Below are 16,783 nucleotides of genomic sequence, written 5' to 3'. Positions count from 1 at the left end.
ACCTGACTCGCCAACAATTGCCAATGTCTCATTCTTATGAACAGTTAAAGAAACATCATCCACAGCGGCATAATAGTTATCTTTTATTCGAAAAGACGTTTTTAAATTTTGGATTTCCAATAAATTAGTATGCAAAGTACCCCTCCTTTTATTTGTTAGTATTTTCTAAATATTTAACTCAAAACAACGGAATAAAACAAACTTTGTTAAAAGTATGTTATTTAAATTTTCTTTTTATTGTTTTTAATGTATTATATGTTATTTTTCTAAATTAATAACAGAACCAAAGTTATTTTAGAAAATAAGAACCCGAAATATCCATACCTATAAAACACGAATAAAAAAATGAAAAGAATGGATATTCCACAAAAAGATTGGAACGTACAGGATTTTTTCAATTGATACTTTCCAGAACAAATGCGCAAACGCTCGGTCAGCAACGTAGCGACTGGAGCGAATCAACTAAAGATAAAGGAATTATGCCACTAAAAAAGGGGGATCCCGACGCACTAAGGCAAGCCCGTTTTTAGTTGGCCTTCCTTTTTAACAAGAATCAATGACTTATCGTAGGGCGATGTGAAGTCGCCTAGTTGCTGGGCGATGGAGCCGGACGAAGCTATTCCAATTATTTCTTTATCCTTAAGCTCCTAATTTTATGATTTCTTATTGCATAAATATATAGAATATTTCATCTCAGAAACAAAACTGCAATCTAAATGTAAGATTATTTTAGAATATTTAGGTAATAAACAACTAATAGCATGTTAGAATTAGAATATATCTTCCAAACTTAAGGGGTGTAATCATGAAAGGAATTATTTTAGCTGGTGGAAGCGGTACAAGGTTATCTCCTAGTACAGACAGTATTAATAAGCATCTATTAGCCGTCTATGATAAGCCAATGATTTATTATCCACTCTCTGTGCTTATGCTCGCTGGCATTAAAGAAATTATGATTATTAGTACTCCTGAAGATCAATCGAGATTCACTACTTTATTAGGAGACGGATCAGCACTTGGTATTTCTCTTTACTACAAAGTACAAAGCAACCCAGACGGAATACCTGAAGCATTAACGATTGCCGAAGACTTTATCGGCAAGGAGCATGTCGCTTTGATCCTTGGAGATAATATTTTTTTTGGACAAGGATTTACAATGCTTCTTCGCAACGCAATAAAACATCATCGACATGCAACTATTTTTGGCTGTCGAGTGAAAGACCCAAGGCGATTTGGAGTAGTGGAATTTAATCAACAGCAAAAAGCTATCTCTATAGAAGAAAAGCCTTTACAACCTAAATCAGATTTCGCTGTAACCGGTCTATATATCTACGATCATCGGGCTGTTCAATTAGCTAAAAATTTGCAGCCTTCGAGACGAGGTGAGTTAGAAATTACGGATTTAAACCAGCTCTACTTACAACAAGGAAGATTAGATGTCCAGCTACTCGGAAGAGGATTTGCATGGATGGATGCTGGAACTCATGATGCTTTATTTGAGGCTGCCGAATTCGTAAAAACAACCCAACAGCGACAAGGTTTCAAAATCGCCTGTTTAGAGGAGATCGCCTATTATTTAGGATATATTTCTAAAGATGTACTCATTAAAAAAGGAAAAGAAATGCATAAAAATGATTATGGCGCTTATTTACTGGATATTGCATATCGAAAGCATACGAATCCTTATTGGGATGAGATGGTAACACATTCCATACTGGGGCTGGTGAAATAATGAAAAACAGACGAACGATTTTAGTAACTGGTGGAGCAGGCTTTATTGGCAGTAATTTTATCCCTTATTTCTTGAATAAACATCCAGACTATCAAGTTATTAATCTCGATAAATTAACGTATGCAGGTAGCAAGGAACATTTAATAGAAGTAAAGGATTTACCAAATTACCAGTTTATGCACGGCGATATAACGGATCATCTGCTCGTACGGTCGATTTTTGAAAACAATGATATTGATGGGATTATTCATTTTGCAGCAGAATCACATGTAGATCGTTCGATTGCCGATGCGACGCAATTTGTCTATTCAAATGTATTAGGGACGATGGTTTTACTACAAGCTGCTAAACAAGATTGGGAACAAAAAAAACAGCTGCAAACAAGAAGATTTCACCATATTTCTACAGATGAAGTTTACGGCTCACTAGGCTCTAAAGGAAAATTCAGCGAATCAACACCATATCAACCACGCAACCCGTATAGTGCTTCCAAAGCGGGAGCTGACATGCTTGTTAACAGTTTTGGTTACACATATGGGATGAACATTGTTATAAGCCAATCTTCTAATAACTTCGGTCCGAAACAACATCAAGAAAAGCTGATTCCGACTATTATTTATCGTGCTTTACATGGCGAACCCATTCCTATTTATGGAGATGGCAGTCATATTCGCGACTGGCTATATGTGAAGGATCATTGCGAGGCGATTGATCGAGTTTATCACGATGGAAATGCACTTGAGGCCTATAACATTGGCGGTGGAAATGAGTATAACAATACAATGATTGCTCAAAAAATTTGTTCCATTTTAGACCATCAGTTGCCTGAATTAACAAGTAAATACGAACTAGCATCGTTTACAGATCTAATTACTTATGTAAATGATCGTCCAGGTCATGATCAGCGCTATGCTCTGAATGACGAAAAAATTAGAACGGAACTAGAATGGAGACCAACTGGAACGTTTGACAAGAAGCTGCAACAAACTGTAGAAAGCTATGTAAACAAATGGTTAAAAACGACTCCATCTTAATTTCTGTCGTCATTCCGGTATATGGTTGTGCGAGAAATTTAGAGGAACTTTGTCAAAGGATTATTGAAACCATCCAAACCATTGCAGCGAAATATGAAATTATTCTTGTCAATGATGCAAGTCCTGATCTTGCTTGGGAAACGATTGTTACACTGAATCGTACTAATCATTGCATTAAAGGTATTCATTTAGCTCGTAATTTTGGGCAACACCATGCAATAACAGCTGGTCTTGATTATGCAAACGGGGATTGGGTTGTGGTCATGGATTGCGATCTGCAAGATAAGCCAGAAGAAATTATCCGTCTATTTCAAAAAAGTAAAGAAGGGTATGACGTCGTATTTGGCAAACGAATAACCCGTCAGGATCATTGGTGGAAGAAAAAAACGTCGCAACTATTTTATCGTGTTTATGATTATTTTACCGGAACAACTTCCGACCATACCATCGCCAATTTCTGTATCATATCCAAAAAAGTCGTTCATGGCTTTCGACAAATGCGAGAGCAACACCGTTTTTTCCCGCTATTTTTACAATGGATGGGATATCCAACAGCTTCCATTGCCATTGATCATGACGTTAGAAAACAAGGTAAATCTTCGTATAGCTTGAAGAAATTAATTACGTTGGCAACCGATACGATCATCGCCCAATCGAATAAGCCTTTACGACTTTCCATTCAATTTGGTTTTCTAATTTCATCGGCTTCTTTTATCTATGGTATCTATTTGTTTATCCGTTATTTTTTCTTGGAACAACCTGTAGCAGGTTGGACTAGTGTGATGGTATCTATTTATTTTATTGGTGGGCTGATCTTTTTCAATTTCGGAATCTTAGGCTTGTACATTGGAAAAATCTTTAATGAAATCAAAGGGCGCCCACTATACCTCATTCGTGAAACAACAGATGATAGCCAAAATTTGTAAACATGACACATTGGATAATGCCATGTTTAAACCATACAAGTGGAGCTGATTTACGATGACAACATATTTAAAGCCTACTCCGTGGGATGAACGCAACTTTCAAATGAATACGTTCGAGCTAACCTCTTCCTCTGAAGTAGCATTACGGCAAACCGACAACATACGTGGACATTTTACATTAAAAATAGATCCAACTCAAAATACTGAATTATTGTATAAATACGGATTTTATTATACAGATACGTTAATGAAACCTTTCTGCAGAAAAGACCAATTAGTTCTTGCTCAGGATGAAGCCATTTCTCTTAGCGATGATTATGATATAGCCCAGATTACACATATTGCTGGCAACGCCTTTCGACATAGCCGTTTCCACCGTGATTTTAACGTTCCTGACTGGATGGTAAACAAACGATTTCAAAACTGGGTATTGGACTTGGCAAAGGTCAACAACATGATTACATTGTATTACGAGAATCAGCTTGCTGGCTTTTTTGCGTTTGATCAGAACAATGTTACGCTTTTAGCTATTGATACGCCTTACCAAGGAAGAGGGTTAGCAAAACCGTTTACCAGTCATTGTGTTAAATATCTGTTTTCTCTTGGTGATTATGAACATGTTACCACATCGGTGTCAGCAGCAAATTTCCCTTCGTTGAATGTGTTTATCTCGATTGGATTTCGTATAGATGGAGCAGTAGATGTCTATCACAAATGCAATGTGACACCCCTGTCAACAGGAGATTGGTAATGGGTTATATTTATATTTTAGGAACGATTGGTTTTACCGTTTATGGTCAGCTTATTTTAAAATGGAAAATCAATCAATATGGAGAGCTTCCTGATGCCTTTTGGAAGAAAATGATGTTTTTACTGCAGCTACTGTTGAACCCATGGATCTTATCTGGCCTGTTCGCAGCATGTCTGGCAGCTCTTTGCTGGATGGTAGCTATGACCAAGTTTGATATTAGTTATGCGTATCCTTTTATGAGTTTGTCTTTTATCCTAGTATTTATCCTTTCTGTTTTATTATTTAACGAGCCCGTTTCGACGCAAAAAGTAATCGGCTTTTCTCTTATCATAATTGGAATTATTATAATGAGGTGACCTTGAGATGATTCCGTTTAACAAACCTTGTGTAGTAGGATCAGAGATAGACGTATTAACCGAGGTGTTGCATGGGAATAAATTATCTGGAAATGGCACTTACGGTGAACAATGTTCCCATTGGTTGGAATACAACCTTGCATGCGAAAGAGTGTTATTAACTCCTTCATGCACAGCTGCATTGGAGATGACTGCTTTATTGATGAATATATCGGAAGGTGATGAAGTAATCATGCCCTCCTATACGTTTGTTTCCACCGCTAATGCCTATACACTACGAGGAGCAACGATTCGTTTTGTCGATATAGATCCGCTCACCATGAACATAGACCCTCAAGCTATTGAAGCAGCTATTTCTAAACAAACAAAGGCTATTGTCGTTGTTCATTATGCTGGCGTAAGCTGCGATATGGATGCAATACAAGAACTAACCGCAGCGTATAATTTGTGGCTTATAGAAGATGCGGCTCAGGCACTGATGAGTACATATAAAGGTAAAGCGCTTGGTACGATTGGTCATATGGGTACAATCAGCTTCCATGATACAAAAAATATTACCTGCGGCGAAGGAGGAGCATTACTTATTAACGATCCCTCCCTTATGGAACGCGCAGAAATCATTCAAGAGAAAGGGACGAACCGTTCACAATTTATCCGTGGGGAGGTAGATAAATATACGTGGAGAGACGTTGGCTCCTCCTATGTTTTAAGTGAACTGAATGCCGCTTATCTATTTGTCCAATTAAACCATGCAAGAGAAATAACTGCTGATCGGCTGACAAGCTGGGACCTGTACGATAAAGAATTAAAGCAGTTACAGTCCATAAATGCTATAGAGTTACCAGTAATTCCAAAGAATGGAGCACATAATGCACATATGTTTTTTATCAAGACTGCAAATGAGCATGACAGAAATAGATTAATGACCTATTTAAAAGAGCGCGATATTATTACAGCCAGCCACTATGTACCGCTACATAGTGCTTATGCAGGGTCTATTCATGGTAGTTTTATAGGTACGGATCAATACACAACGAGAGAGAGCAGGCGATTATTGCGTTTACCACTTTATTATCGGATAGGAGAAAGGGCGATACAACATGTCACTACTCAAATACAGGAGTTTTTCCAAACATAAGCTGTTCATTGGAATTGCTTGCGCTGTGATTTTCGCCTATCTTCTCCCATATTATCTATTAGGAGAAGATACTCATATTCGTGTTCATGATAATATGGATTCGAATATTGTATGGTATCAATTGCTCGCAGAAAGTGGTTCCATCTTTACATTAACAGATAACAAACTTCCAAATGTCATCAATGGTCTACCAAGAAGCGCCCTTCCATCTAATTTGGATGCAATGGTCTGGCTATATACGATATTTGCACCGATGACAGCATACAGTATTGGACAAACCGTTATGCGTTTTGCAGCATTTTTCGGGATGTATTTATTATTGAAAAACTTCACGTCGGTTGGCTTGAAACTACCTTTTATTTCTGTCGGAACTGCCCTATCCTTTGCTCTTTTGCCTTACTGGCCATCTGGAATGTTATCCATAGCAGGTCTCCCTTTAGCGCTGTTCTTGTTTTTAACAATCCGTAAAGAGGGATGGAATACTCGCTGGTTTTATTGGCTCACCTTATGCATCATCCCTTTTTTCTCCAATTTCGTGCTAACGTTCGTGTTCTTTCTGTCCATCATGGGATTGCTTTGGCTTATCGATTGGATACGATTTAGACAGGTGAATTGGCCGCTGTTTATTGCTATTACACTTATGACGATGATCTACCTTGTAAAAAATTATTTATTAATTGCATCGATGTTTTTTGATTCTGGATTCACTTCACACCGAGACGAATTAAACCTTGGACATAATTCGTTTCAACAGAGTATAGAACTGTCATTGGATAATTTTCTCTATGGACATACCCATGATATGGCTTATCAGCATTTGATAATTATTCCAATTATAGCAGTCGCTTTTTTAGTAGCCGGTTACCGTCGGCTAAAACCATACTGTCTACTCGGGTTATTTTTCTTTAACCTCCTCCTATCCATTTGGTATGCATTTTGGTATTGGGAAGGTTGGCGCTTCATTAAAGATAACATCATGATTGCCAACACATTTAATTTTGCGCGCATTCATTTTTTTGACCCTGCTATTTGGTATATTGCATTTGCCTTAGCCTTAGCCATCCTTTGGCAACATTTGCGGTTTGGCAAAATGCTTGTTATTGGAGCAGTCATTATGCAATGTTATATCCTGTTCCCGTTAAACGAAGAGGCAAAATACAGTGAAATTGGTACGCCTACATTTAAAGAGTTCTACGCAGAAGCATTATTCGATGATATCCAAAACTATATTGGAACAAATCCGAGCAATTACCGTGTCGTTAGCGTCGGTTTGCATCCTACGATTGCCCAATACAATGGCTTCTACACCTTAGATACATACAATAACAGTTTTCCATTAAAGTATAAGCGCGCTTTTCGCAAAATCATTGCAGGTGAATTGCGAAAAAATCCTACCTTAGAAAACTATTTTGATACATGGGGCAGCAGACTATATATGTACGTCGCAGAACATGGAAAGAATTATTTGTATACAAAAAATCGTAATCAGCCCGTTCCATTAGAGATGAATACTCATGCGCTTCAATCATTAGGAGGAAAATATATATTGTCAGCCGTTCCCATCAGCAATGCTAGTGATCTGAATCTAGCCTTAGAACGAACCTTTGAGCATCCAGATGCAGCATGGAAGATTTGGCTTTATCGTGTGGGGTGAGCAAAATGTCATTTTTACTAGCTATCCTCATCCCCATTTTTATAATCCCATAATATATTCCATTCACCTTCTATGTTTACAAGATAAATATCTTGTACCAGGCTTGAATTTCCGTATTTACCTGCAAACTGTTGGGAAACTGTGATTCGATATGCTGTCGCAATCGGATCCTCATCCTTCCCTGGGCTCCAGTCTGTTATCTTCTCTACGTCCCCAAAGCTATAAGTGAAATCCAGCTCACCAAAGAAAGTCATCATTGCCTCAGAACGATCTTGAATATATGTTTCTTTCGTAAATTTATTTTTTATGAATGGATGAAACATGTCCCAAGCGTTTGCAAAAGCGCCCTCCTGTTCATATGTAAAGAACTCCTCTGCCGCTTCCTCTGCCTGTTTCTCGGGGGATGATTTAATAAGAAGAAAAACAGCCAACACGATAATACTAATCAGACTAACGAGAACAATGATGCCTTTTCTCATGCTTCCCCCTCCTCCTATGTTATTATCGTATTCTAAGCTTTAGGTAATTATTATTTACTTAAAGAAACATTTTCCGTTTTTCTTGATAGAAACTCTTTATTTATACAAACGAAAAAAATAAATACCACCCGGCGATTGGATGGTATTGTCAGCAACGGAAAGCTTTTTTATTGACCAAACCCTAATGAATGAACTACCGAATAGATCCCCACACATACCACTTCTACGGGTCACCCTCAAAGAAATTTGCTTACTCACTTAAATAAATCGAATCAACCACTGTTCGTTTAAATGGCAATCCAGAAATTGTTTCACCTTTTATATCTATAGTAATATTGTATGCTTGATTCTTTTTCAACGTAGAAAGTTCCTTGGATAAATGAAAGGATCCCTTTATTGTGCTAGTCATTACGGGTATACGTTCCCCAGACTCCACTATGGTGTACACCATTTCCATACTTTCTTCTTTTACTTGAGCTTCATTCATTTTCCATGACAATTCATTTGTTATACCTCGGTTTAATGGTGACTCCGTTAAAATTTGCTGTTTGGTTGCTTTATCAAATTGACTTAGCAATAAATAAGCGTTTTCCTGATCGCTCAGCATTTTTAATGACCATTCTCCAGCCATAGGTTGATCGACTTGGATACTATATCCAGTTGCTCCAACAAAAAAACCTGCATTTTGCTTGGCTACCTGCGTTACTAGATAATTTTTCCCGTTTGGATCAACAAGTTGCACCTCATCTAACGGGCTTGCAGTATATAATTGAATGTTCACTTTATCGACAGCTTCCTCTATTGGAAAAGCATGCTTTGTGTGTTTATTTTTTTCTAACCCACTCCCATACACATACTGTTCTATTGTAGCTGGTCTTACCTCTAACCCCGCATTGAAGGAATGAGGCTTGGTTGGTTGGCTCTCCGCAAAAATATATTCTTCTAAAACAGGAAAGAGGACATTGCTTCGAATGGAATTATGATTCCAATTGCCAATTGCAACTTCTTCACCCTTTGGCAATCGAGTACTTACCGCTGTCACTACGCCGTCGTTAGCACCATAATTCGATAAATATATCCCCCCAAACCAAGTCGGGGAAAACATCGATCCCCAGTCCGTACCACCGAAAGTGTAAAAATCATTCACGTACGCATACGGTCGCTCATCTGTTAATGAACGAAAATATTCCATATATCCCGTCTCTACAGCTGCGGTCCCTTCACCACGAAGCCCAAGTAACTGTGCTAGCCACCCAGCCCAATTACTATTTGCCAAATCAGCCAATTCCGATCCGTGATGGGGACTGGATAAAGTAATGATCCGATCTACATATTGCCATGCTCCATAGTATGCCACAGCAGCTTGCGTATCAACTCCCCCTTTACTGTAGGCTATGACCGTAATCGGTTTTCCTTGAAAATGAGCAGAAATTTCTTCTATTTTTTCTGCCAATAATTTTCCATTATCCCACATATCCGCCGAAGCGCCTCCAGCATCATAAAGCTGGATAAACGTAGTTTCATAACCAGATTCATACGCCGCTTCGTATAGACCATTCTCCTCCCAAAATATTTGCGCAACGTTATTCAAACCAGGTACAAATAATAACACTGGAGCATTCGGTACTGGGTTAGCCGGTGATTTACCTACAAACCATTCCCCTGGTGTTTCATTATTTCCATTATTCCCCTTACCCAATATGGATTGTTCTGTTCCCACACCGACTTTTTTTGGATTAGGCAAACTTTGCGATTGTGCCATGACATAAGATGGAGTGGTTAATAGTAGCAAACCGGTCAGCAACGAAAGAAATAAACGTTTTGCCATTTTTTCTCCTCCATTTTAATTTTTTAATATATGGAAACACCATTAAACAATGATGGGATTGGAAAAAATTTTTCAATAATTGGAATGGGGAAAATAATGTAGCAGTTTGGAAAGCATTTTTCGATAAAGGGAATCTTTGATCAGTAGGTGTTTTCATTTCGCCCCACGGATTGTTATAACGTAATGGTATGACCTAAAGCCCCTCTTACAAAATATGGATAGGTGCTGTTATCTCCTACTTAGACTTGTTGCAGTACAGATGATCCAACTCGTGAAGTGGGAGTATATACGTAATAGGTCTTAATTGCGGAACATTTATAATATACGCTCTACCATCTCTAACAATAAACACGATGGTAAACCCATTTGAAGACTAGTGTGTGGACAAACAAGTGTAGTATCAATTTTATGTATTTTATATCTTCAATGTACACGATTACCTCTGATTTGAACATCCGTTATTTGTACCATGTAAATTATCCTAAGTAAACAACAATTTTCCGATAGAAATAACTATTTTTTAGAACCTAATTATTTTATTGTCACAACAATTATGATCTAAAACCACACTGCAGTTAAATCAACTAAACAAAATGTTAGGTAAACTTGACATTAACAAATAAAAATAATACACTCCTTTATAGAAACTTTTATGGAAAGCGTAAAAATATGAGATGTAAGTAATAGAAGATGCTTAGGAAGGAGCTGGCTTGATTGAAATTACATAATCGTGTAAAGGAGTTGAGAGCACGGTTTAATTTAACCCAAGAACAACTGGCGAAAAAAGTTGGCGTTACTCGACAGACCATTGCGGCGATTGAAAAAGGAGATTATGTTCCATCCTTATTTCTTGCCTTAAATATATGTAGAACTTTCTGTCTACCTATGGAAAAAACTTTTTGGCTACAGGAGGAGAGAGACGATGAAAAAGAAATGGATTTATTGGATTAGCATATTTGGATTTTTGTTAACTGCTTGGGGGTTTATACCGCTTTATTCATTTGCAAGTCAAGTAGCATACATGATTAAAAATGATGGTACCCAAGCATCCGTAAATATTACTCCAACGATTATCTTTTTATTTATTTCAACTGGTTTCGGACTCTTACTATACCGGCATAATTCCAAAAAACATAAAAATATATCTTTGAAATTACTTATGCCAGTAGAGTTTTCTGAACAGGATGAGCGAGAAAAAATAATTACAGCAAACGCGTGTCGTAAAGTTTACCTTTTCATGCCCTTTGTATTTGGTTTTACGCTCTTCCTCATGCTTCTCTATCCATTCATAGATGACGTGATCCCATTCTATCCAATGTTGCTTCTGTTTGTTTACCCGATCGCACAAATAACGATTTATTACTTATCCATACGCAAGCAATTATAAGCAAGATGTACGAATTTAGAAATTGAATTACCCTCCTTTGAAAAACAAATATCCAAAGGAGGGCAATGTACAGCTTCTATAAAACGTTTAGGTTCGATTAAAAAGTTTGCGCTCCAACTAACACCATGTGCTTTACCGATTCTTTCTTTGGATAAACAAATAACCAATAGTGCCGAACAACTATCGCTTATGCTGGTCAGATAACTGATTCGAGATGTCGCCAATATCATTATCCATTTCACGAAATAACTTCCTATATTCGTTCACATAACACATGGATAAACCGTTTAAACGATTGGTAATCCTTAAATACACCTGCATCTTGTAAAATACGGACAAACTTATCTCCAACTTCTTTGCGCACAATCTGCTGTGCCTCAGCAGATGATCCGACAGCTGGGTACTGTTTCTTCAATTTTTTTGCCCAATCTCTATGATAAACAGCAACTTGCTTGTGTTCACCTAATAAAAAGCTTTCTATCTCAGCTAATTCTTGCTTTAATCTCGCAGGCAAGACTGCTAGTCCCATTACTTCAATCAAACCAATATTTTCCTTTTTAATATGATGCACATCTGCATGCGGATGGAAAATACCTTGCGGATATTGTTCTGTTGTCCGGTTATTTCGTAATACAAGATCCAACTCATACACACCGTTACGTTTTCTAGCAATCGGCGTAATGGTGTTATGAGGTGTTTGCTCTGTAAATGCTATAATATCCGCTGTTTCATCAGAATAACTTTTCCAGACTGTTAAGACCTCGTCTGCTGCGTCTACTAAATCAAATGTATGCTTTCCTTTTAATCGAATGACCGATAATGGCCAATGTAGCACAGCACAATGCAGTTGCGGAAACTGTTTCCAAGAAAATGGAAATACCTCTTCAGCATTCGTCATTGCAAACTCATAACGCCCCGCTTGATAATGGTCGTGACTCAAGATCGATCCACCCACAATTGGTAAGTCTGCATTAGAGCCAATAAAATAATGTGGGAATTTTTCTGTAAAAGCTAAAAGTCTTGCGAACGTTTGCTTATCGATTTTCATATTTCTATGTTGTTCCGATAATAAAATACTATGTTCATTATAATAAACGTACGGCGAATATTGAAAAAACCACATTTCATCGATTAGAGGTACTCTTATCATTCGATGGTTTGCACGCGCGGGGTGGTCGATTCTACCTGTATAACCTTCATTCTCCACACATAATAAACATTTGGGATAGGTAATATTCTTGTTTTTTTCTCGTTCTAATTTAATTTGTTCGGGGTCTTTTTCTGGCTTAGATAAATTAATTGTTATATCCATAGTTCCATAAGGTGTCTTCGTTTTATAGCTCATGTTTTTCGCAATCCGGTTCATTTGAATATAATTACTATTCCTTGAAAGAGCGTAAAAATAATCGGTAGCCTTTACTGAGGATTGGATAATTTTTTTATAAAAGACCTTATTTACCACAGAAGGAGGCGGAACGAGACAATTCATAATATTAGCTGCCAAGATTTCTTTCTCGCTTAAAATATCACGAATGATATCGTGTTCAATCGCATATTCTATCAATTTATCTAATAGGTTCGGTATGGGTATATCTTTTACAGGTACAGCTTCATTCGGAAATGATTCCAAATACAACAAACGCATGATCTGGTTACGCGCATATAATTTATCAGCATATTCTATCATCTCAACTGAGGTTGCTTGATCGATAAGTCCTGCTAAATAGGAATAGATCATTCAAAATCCCCCTCCTTGTAGAGGTTGTTCAAAAAGTGTACTGAAAAGTTTCCTAAACTTCTCAGACCTATCTTTCTTCTGTTCGTGAACAAACACTATTATACTCTCTATAATATCCCATTTATACCAGCATACTTGCCCTTAATCCTGCTCCGATAACACCTTGCATATTATTCAACTTACTAATTTCCATACTATCTAAAATATGGCTTTGTTCAGCGAGTAAATATGTTTTGAGCTTTGCCTTTATAAGCTCTAACAGCCAAGGATTATGAGTGGCAACACTGCCCCCAAATATGATTTTATGTGGATCTAACAAGCTATGAACCATATAGACGCCTTGCGTCAGAACAGATACCATTTCTTTTATTAAATGTTGTGCTTCGTTATCTCCTGCCAAATAATTAGCAAAAATATCCTTCGTTAATACTTGATCATTTGCGTAAACATTGCGTGCTTGTAGCTGCATAGCTGGACCAGAAGCAGCGCTTTCCAACCTTTGCAATGGTTCACTACTCATTGTAGAATAAACAGGAACTAGTCCCAATTCTCCAGCAAAGCCAGCACCACGGATATATTTGCCTCCTTGAATAATGGAGCAGGAAATACCCGTACTAATCGTAATATAAACGAGTAGCTCCTGTTTCGTCATAGAGGCTTTTTTCCATTCTGCGAATGCTGCCATATATACATCATTATCGATTACAATCCGTCCCATACCAACTGCTTTTTGTAGTCGGTCGGCAAATGGAAAATTCTCCCACGGTAAATTATTCTGATAAACAGCAACCCCTCGCTTGCGATCTACCTTTCCTGGCAGACCTGCGCCAATGCCATATATTTCTTCAAACGGAATGCTAGAATGATTCATAAGCTGCTCCACACATCGAACAACACTAGCAAACATTGCTTCCTTATCAGCAGGATCACTGCTAACTATTTCCTGTTGGATTAAATCACCATATTCATTTACAATTCCGGCTGCTACTTTTGTTCCTCCAATATCGATCCCAATGGCGTATTTCATCATTATCCTCACCTTTTCACAACACTCTTTTATAGCAAGCTAACAGCTATCCCCTTAACCTGGTTTAACGTTTATCGTATAAACAAAATAATCGTACCAAAGAGAGACTTCACTTTTTTCTGTGCCCCGATCTACTAAAAAATAAGCTTTCAAAATTATTCTATGCTCCCCAAACAGGCAGAGTCAGATGATCTGGAGATGAATGAAACGGTGATGCATCCTTTAAGTCATACTAATCTTGTTTGTTAATACATTCATCTCCTATGATTTTGGACTTGGTGAAGTAGTGGTTTAAAGTGCTTTTACCAATTTAGCAGCGAGGGACAGTTGCTGGATAACTTTCGCAAGTACACGTTAGCAAGCAACTCGTTATTATCTACCTGCTCTCATTTCTTAGACTTACACAAATTTCCGGTTATAGTTCCAAAGTAAAAACAAGAGACCAGCAAGTCCGACAAGTTGCATAAATAACTCCCATTTACCAACCGTTTGCTGTCCGGAAAATATGAGAAATAGGCAAAAAAGAAAGAAAATAACCTTTACAGTTAATAAGATTTTATCCTTCATGAATAGTCCTCCCATACTATTTCACTTGCCTCTAACGTAACTTGGCGTTTGTTTCCATTCCCATCATAAACATCGGTCATTTGTATCTCTGTAGAGTTATTAATGATGGCATATTTTTTAATTTCTGGATAAGCATGTACTTCACAATGCACATTAGATGCGAACCATTTTTTCATTTCTCTCTCTTTATGAGCAGCATAATACAAAGCCCGCAACAACAGTCTTGTATTCTCGTGACTATAAGGTAAACCTGCAATGTAAACTCCTCTACCCGTCCCAAAAGCTGAACTAGCTAGATGGACTCCGCCATTGGAATACTCCATAATTTCTGTTGTTTCGTTTAGAGCATAGATATGTTCCATACTTTCGCCAAAATTAAACGCTACTACATCTTCAGCGATAAAATGGTTCTCCGTTACTTCGGTAAAATATTTATTCGTCGATAAGCTAAAGCCCAATTCTTTATCCACTCCTAAAACATTAGCAAGTTGAAAATAGCGTCCTTCCCAATGATATGCAGTTGGTTCACCTATTCCAACAAGCCCTCCACCTCCGTACACCCATTCACGAAGAATAGAGGTTAGTCTAGCATCTTGCCATCTTTCTCCACCTGAAAATGCTGTACCTGCATCACCCGCATTAATAATAACATCCACATCATCTGGAACCCCGTTCTCTATAACATCATCAAAGCTAATAAACACGACATCCACCGCTGATCCACTAAGCGCTTCTAATACTCCTTGATAAGAATAAGCTTTTTTATACCATTTTCCGTGAGCGACAATATGTGTTTGCCACGTTCGTAATTTACCCCATGCATTTAAAATAGCGACTTTTAATCCTACATACGGCTTTGTACCATGAATATTGTTATAAATCTCACGAAATTCATCCGTAACTTTTTCTACATAATCGACGAATTCAGGGAATTGATAAGCCAAGCTTAAATAGCCACCATAGCCAATTCGGTCTAAAGGCTTACGCATGAGTGCTCTGCGAGCTGTTAACCAATTCTCATTCGCCTCCCTAACTGGGTCATTCCCCTCATAGAATGTGTCTGGGAAGAAATAGGGTAAGAATCTCCCTTCTGTATATTTTACTCCTGGAATGTCGGAAATAATCCGCAGCGTTGTCCCATCTCCGACACTTCCAACTACTGCATCCATGCCTACACTTGAAAAATAGTTGCCATATGGTTCTGTACCAATCCAATTATCTCCCAAAAACATCATTGCTTCTTTACCATGATCATGGACGATATCGACTAATTCCTTCACTTCCTTAGCAACAAACTGCTGGATAAAATCAATGTAATCCAAGTAAGCTTTAGTCGGTACACGGAACGTCGTATTGTAATAGCCTTTGTCCACAATATCTTCCGGTCTTAGGCGATAACCCTTTTCCTTTGCGAAGGCTTCCAAGGCTGCAACGGATACACTTGCACCATAGCCGAACCAATCTACGAATTTTTCCTTTCCTAAATCATTGAAAATAAGTGTAAAGTGATAGAAAAACGTAGTGAAACGAACAACATCTGTGTCCGGGTTTTCCTTTAACCATTGCTCCAAATATTCTTTCACATATTTGTTAGAATGAGGTTGACGAACGTCAAACGGGATATCATGCGGTGTATCTCCCCAATCATTCGTGATGTGATTATACATCTGAGTCGGATCCCACTTCATATAAGCTAAGAATGAAACGGTATATTCGTGCCACGGGAGAACTTGTTTAATGATTACACTATTTTTTTCTTCATTTACTTGCCAATGTTCGGGAGAAACAACCTTTCCAGTTGATCTGTCGATTACCTCCCACCAACGCTTTGGATCATGAATATAATCTGGCTTTATTTGTTCCTCAAAATATCCTTTTAAAAATGGAATTTCCAATGTTGACTCTGTCGCTGTATAAAATGGTGACATTAAATATAACTGCTGCATTTCCTCTGGATGCTGTTTAGCAAAATCATTGTGGTTGCGAGCCACAAAATACGTCGTATAAATTTTTGCATCTAATTGTTTAATCTCATCATCTAGCTTTGTTCCATCACTGTCCCGAATGGCATCTGCCCCCCAACGCTGCATCAATTCCTTCGTTTCTTGTAAAAAATTTTGCTGACTTGGTAATGTTACTCTTCCGGTTGTTTTTTTCACTTTTTAC

The 16,783-nt window shown here is 37.8% G+C and carries 15 protein-coding genes; 9 read left to right on the top strand and 6 right to left on the bottom strand.

Annotation, left to right across the window (positions count from 1 at the left end; translation table 11 throughout):
* Nucleotides 1-805 precede the first annotated feature (805 nt).
* From rfbA to D1839_RS02150, 7 genes are read left to right on the top strand one after another with little or no spacing between them, the layout of a single operon-like run.
* Nucleotides 806-1,732: a glucose-1-phosphate thymidylyltransferase RfbA gene (gene rfbA / locus D1839_RS02180; RefSeq protein ID WP_120378247.1), complete on the top strand. Its 927-nt coding sequence runs from the start codon at nt 806-808 to the stop codon at nt 1,730-1,732.
* Complete coding sequence (rfbB, locus tag D1839_RS02175; RefSeq protein ID WP_120378246.1) at nt 1,732-2,766, top strand: dTDP-glucose 4,6-dehydratase; 1,035 nt, start codon at nt 1,732-1,734, stop codon at nt 2,764-2,766. The genes rfbA and rfbB overlap by 1 nt, the downstream gene beginning before the upstream one ends.
* On the top strand, nt 2,742-3,692 hold the full coding sequence (locus D1839_RS02170; RefSeq protein WP_120378245.1) for a glycosyltransferase family 2 protein: 951 nt from the start codon (nt 2,742-2,744) through the stop codon (nt 3,690-3,692). The genes rfbB and D1839_RS02170 overlap by 25 nt, the downstream gene beginning before the upstream one ends.
* A 55-nt stretch (nt 3,693-3,747) precedes the next feature.
* Nucleotides 3,748-4,443 carry a GNAT family N-acetyltransferase gene (locus D1839_RS02165; protein ID WP_120378244.1) on the top strand — a complete coding sequence of 232 codons (696 nt, stop codon included), beginning with the start codon at nt 3,748-3,750 and terminating at the stop codon, nt 4,441-4,443.
* On the top strand, nt 4,443-4,799 hold the full coding sequence (locus tag D1839_RS02160; RefSeq protein WP_120378243.1) for an EamA family transporter: 357 nt from the start codon (nt 4,443-4,445) through the stop codon (nt 4,797-4,799). The genes D1839_RS02165 and D1839_RS02160 overlap by 1 nt, the downstream gene beginning before the upstream one ends.
* 7 nt (nt 4,800-4,806) lie before the next feature.
* The gene (gene rffA / locus D1839_RS02155; protein ID WP_120378242.1) at nt 4,807-5,937 is read left to right on the top strand and encodes a dTDP-4-amino-4,6-dideoxygalactose transaminase; all 1,131 of its coding nucleotides are present in this window, start codon (nt 4,807-4,809) and stop codon (nt 5,935-5,937) included.
* A complete protein-coding gene (locus tag D1839_RS02150; RefSeq protein WP_120378241.1) occupies nt 5,900-7,591 on the top strand; it encodes a DUF6044 family protein in 1,692 nt (563 codons plus the stop codon). The genes rffA and D1839_RS02150 overlap by 38 nt, the downstream gene beginning before the upstream one ends.
* A gap of 17 nt (nt 7,592-7,608) precedes the next feature.
* Here the strand turns inward: D1839_RS02150 and D1839_RS02145 are convergent, their stop codons facing one another.
* Together D1839_RS02145 and D1839_RS02140 are read right to left on the bottom strand one after the other, a co-directional pair.
* On the bottom strand, nt 7,609-8,070 hold the full coding sequence (locus tag D1839_RS02145; RefSeq protein ID WP_120378240.1) for a hypothetical protein: 462 nt from the start codon (nt 8,068-8,070) through the stop codon (nt 7,609-7,611).
* Between the two features lie 250 nt (nt 8,071-8,320).
* Nucleotides 8,321-9,898 carry a lipase family alpha/beta hydrolase gene (locus D1839_RS02140; RefSeq protein WP_120378239.1) on the bottom strand — a complete coding sequence of 526 codons (1,578 nt, stop codon included), beginning with the start codon at nt 9,896-9,898 and terminating at the stop codon, nt 8,321-8,323.
* Nucleotides 9,899-10,612: 714 nt separating this feature from the next.
* On the opposite strand from D1839_RS02140, the gene D1839_RS02135 reads away from it, so the two are divergent.
* Both D1839_RS02135 and D1839_RS02130 read left to right on the top strand, forming a co-directional pair.
* A complete protein-coding gene (locus D1839_RS02135) occupies nt 10,613-10,849 on the top strand; it encodes a helix-turn-helix transcriptional regulator (RefSeq protein ID WP_120378238.1) in 237 nt (78 codons plus the stop codon).
* Complete coding sequence (locus D1839_RS02130) at nt 10,821-11,285, top strand: hypothetical protein (protein ID WP_120378237.1); 465 nt, start codon at nt 10,821-10,823, stop codon at nt 11,283-11,285. The genes D1839_RS02135 and D1839_RS02130 overlap by 29 nt, the downstream gene beginning before the upstream one ends.
* A gap of 253 nt (nt 11,286-11,538) precedes the next feature.
* Here D1839_RS02130 and D1839_RS02125 read toward each other — a convergent pair whose 3' ends face one another.
* The 4 genes from D1839_RS02125 to gnpA all read right to left on the bottom strand — a co-directional run bounded on the left by D1839_RS02125 (nt 11,539) and on the right by gnpA (nt 16,776).
* Nucleotides 11,539-13,023 carry a UDP-glucose--hexose-1-phosphate uridylyltransferase gene (locus D1839_RS02125; RefSeq protein WP_120378236.1) on the bottom strand — a complete coding sequence of 495 codons (1,485 nt, stop codon included), beginning with the start codon at nt 13,021-13,023 and terminating at the stop codon, nt 11,539-11,541.
* A 121-nt stretch (nt 13,024-13,144) separates the two neighbouring features.
* Nucleotides 13,145-14,050 (bottom strand): ROK family protein, encoded by a 906-nt coding sequence (locus tag D1839_RS02120; RefSeq protein ID WP_120378235.1) that lies wholly within the window; start codon nt 14,048-14,050, stop codon nt 13,145-13,147.
* 399 nt (nt 14,051-14,449) lie between these two features.
* On the bottom strand, nt 14,450-14,617 hold the full coding sequence (locus D1839_RS02115) for a DUF6903 family protein (RefSeq protein WP_166554432.1): 168 nt from the start codon (nt 14,615-14,617) through the stop codon (nt 14,450-14,452).
* Complete coding sequence (gene gnpA / locus D1839_RS02110) at nt 14,614-16,776, bottom strand: 1,3-beta-galactosyl-N-acetylhexosamine phosphorylase (protein WP_120378234.1); 2,163 nt, start codon at nt 16,774-16,776, stop codon at nt 14,614-14,616. The genes D1839_RS02115 and gnpA overlap by 4 nt, the downstream gene beginning before the upstream one ends.
* Nucleotides 16,777-16,783: the final 7 nt, after the last annotated feature.

Origin of the sequence: Roseburia sp. 1XD42-34, from assembly GCF_009917385.1 — a bacterium.
In the GTDB taxonomy this organism is placed as follows: Bacteria; Bacillota; Bacilli; order Bacillales; family Amphibacillaceae; genus Virgibacillus.
This window is presented reverse-complemented; position numbering and strand designations above follow the sequence as displayed.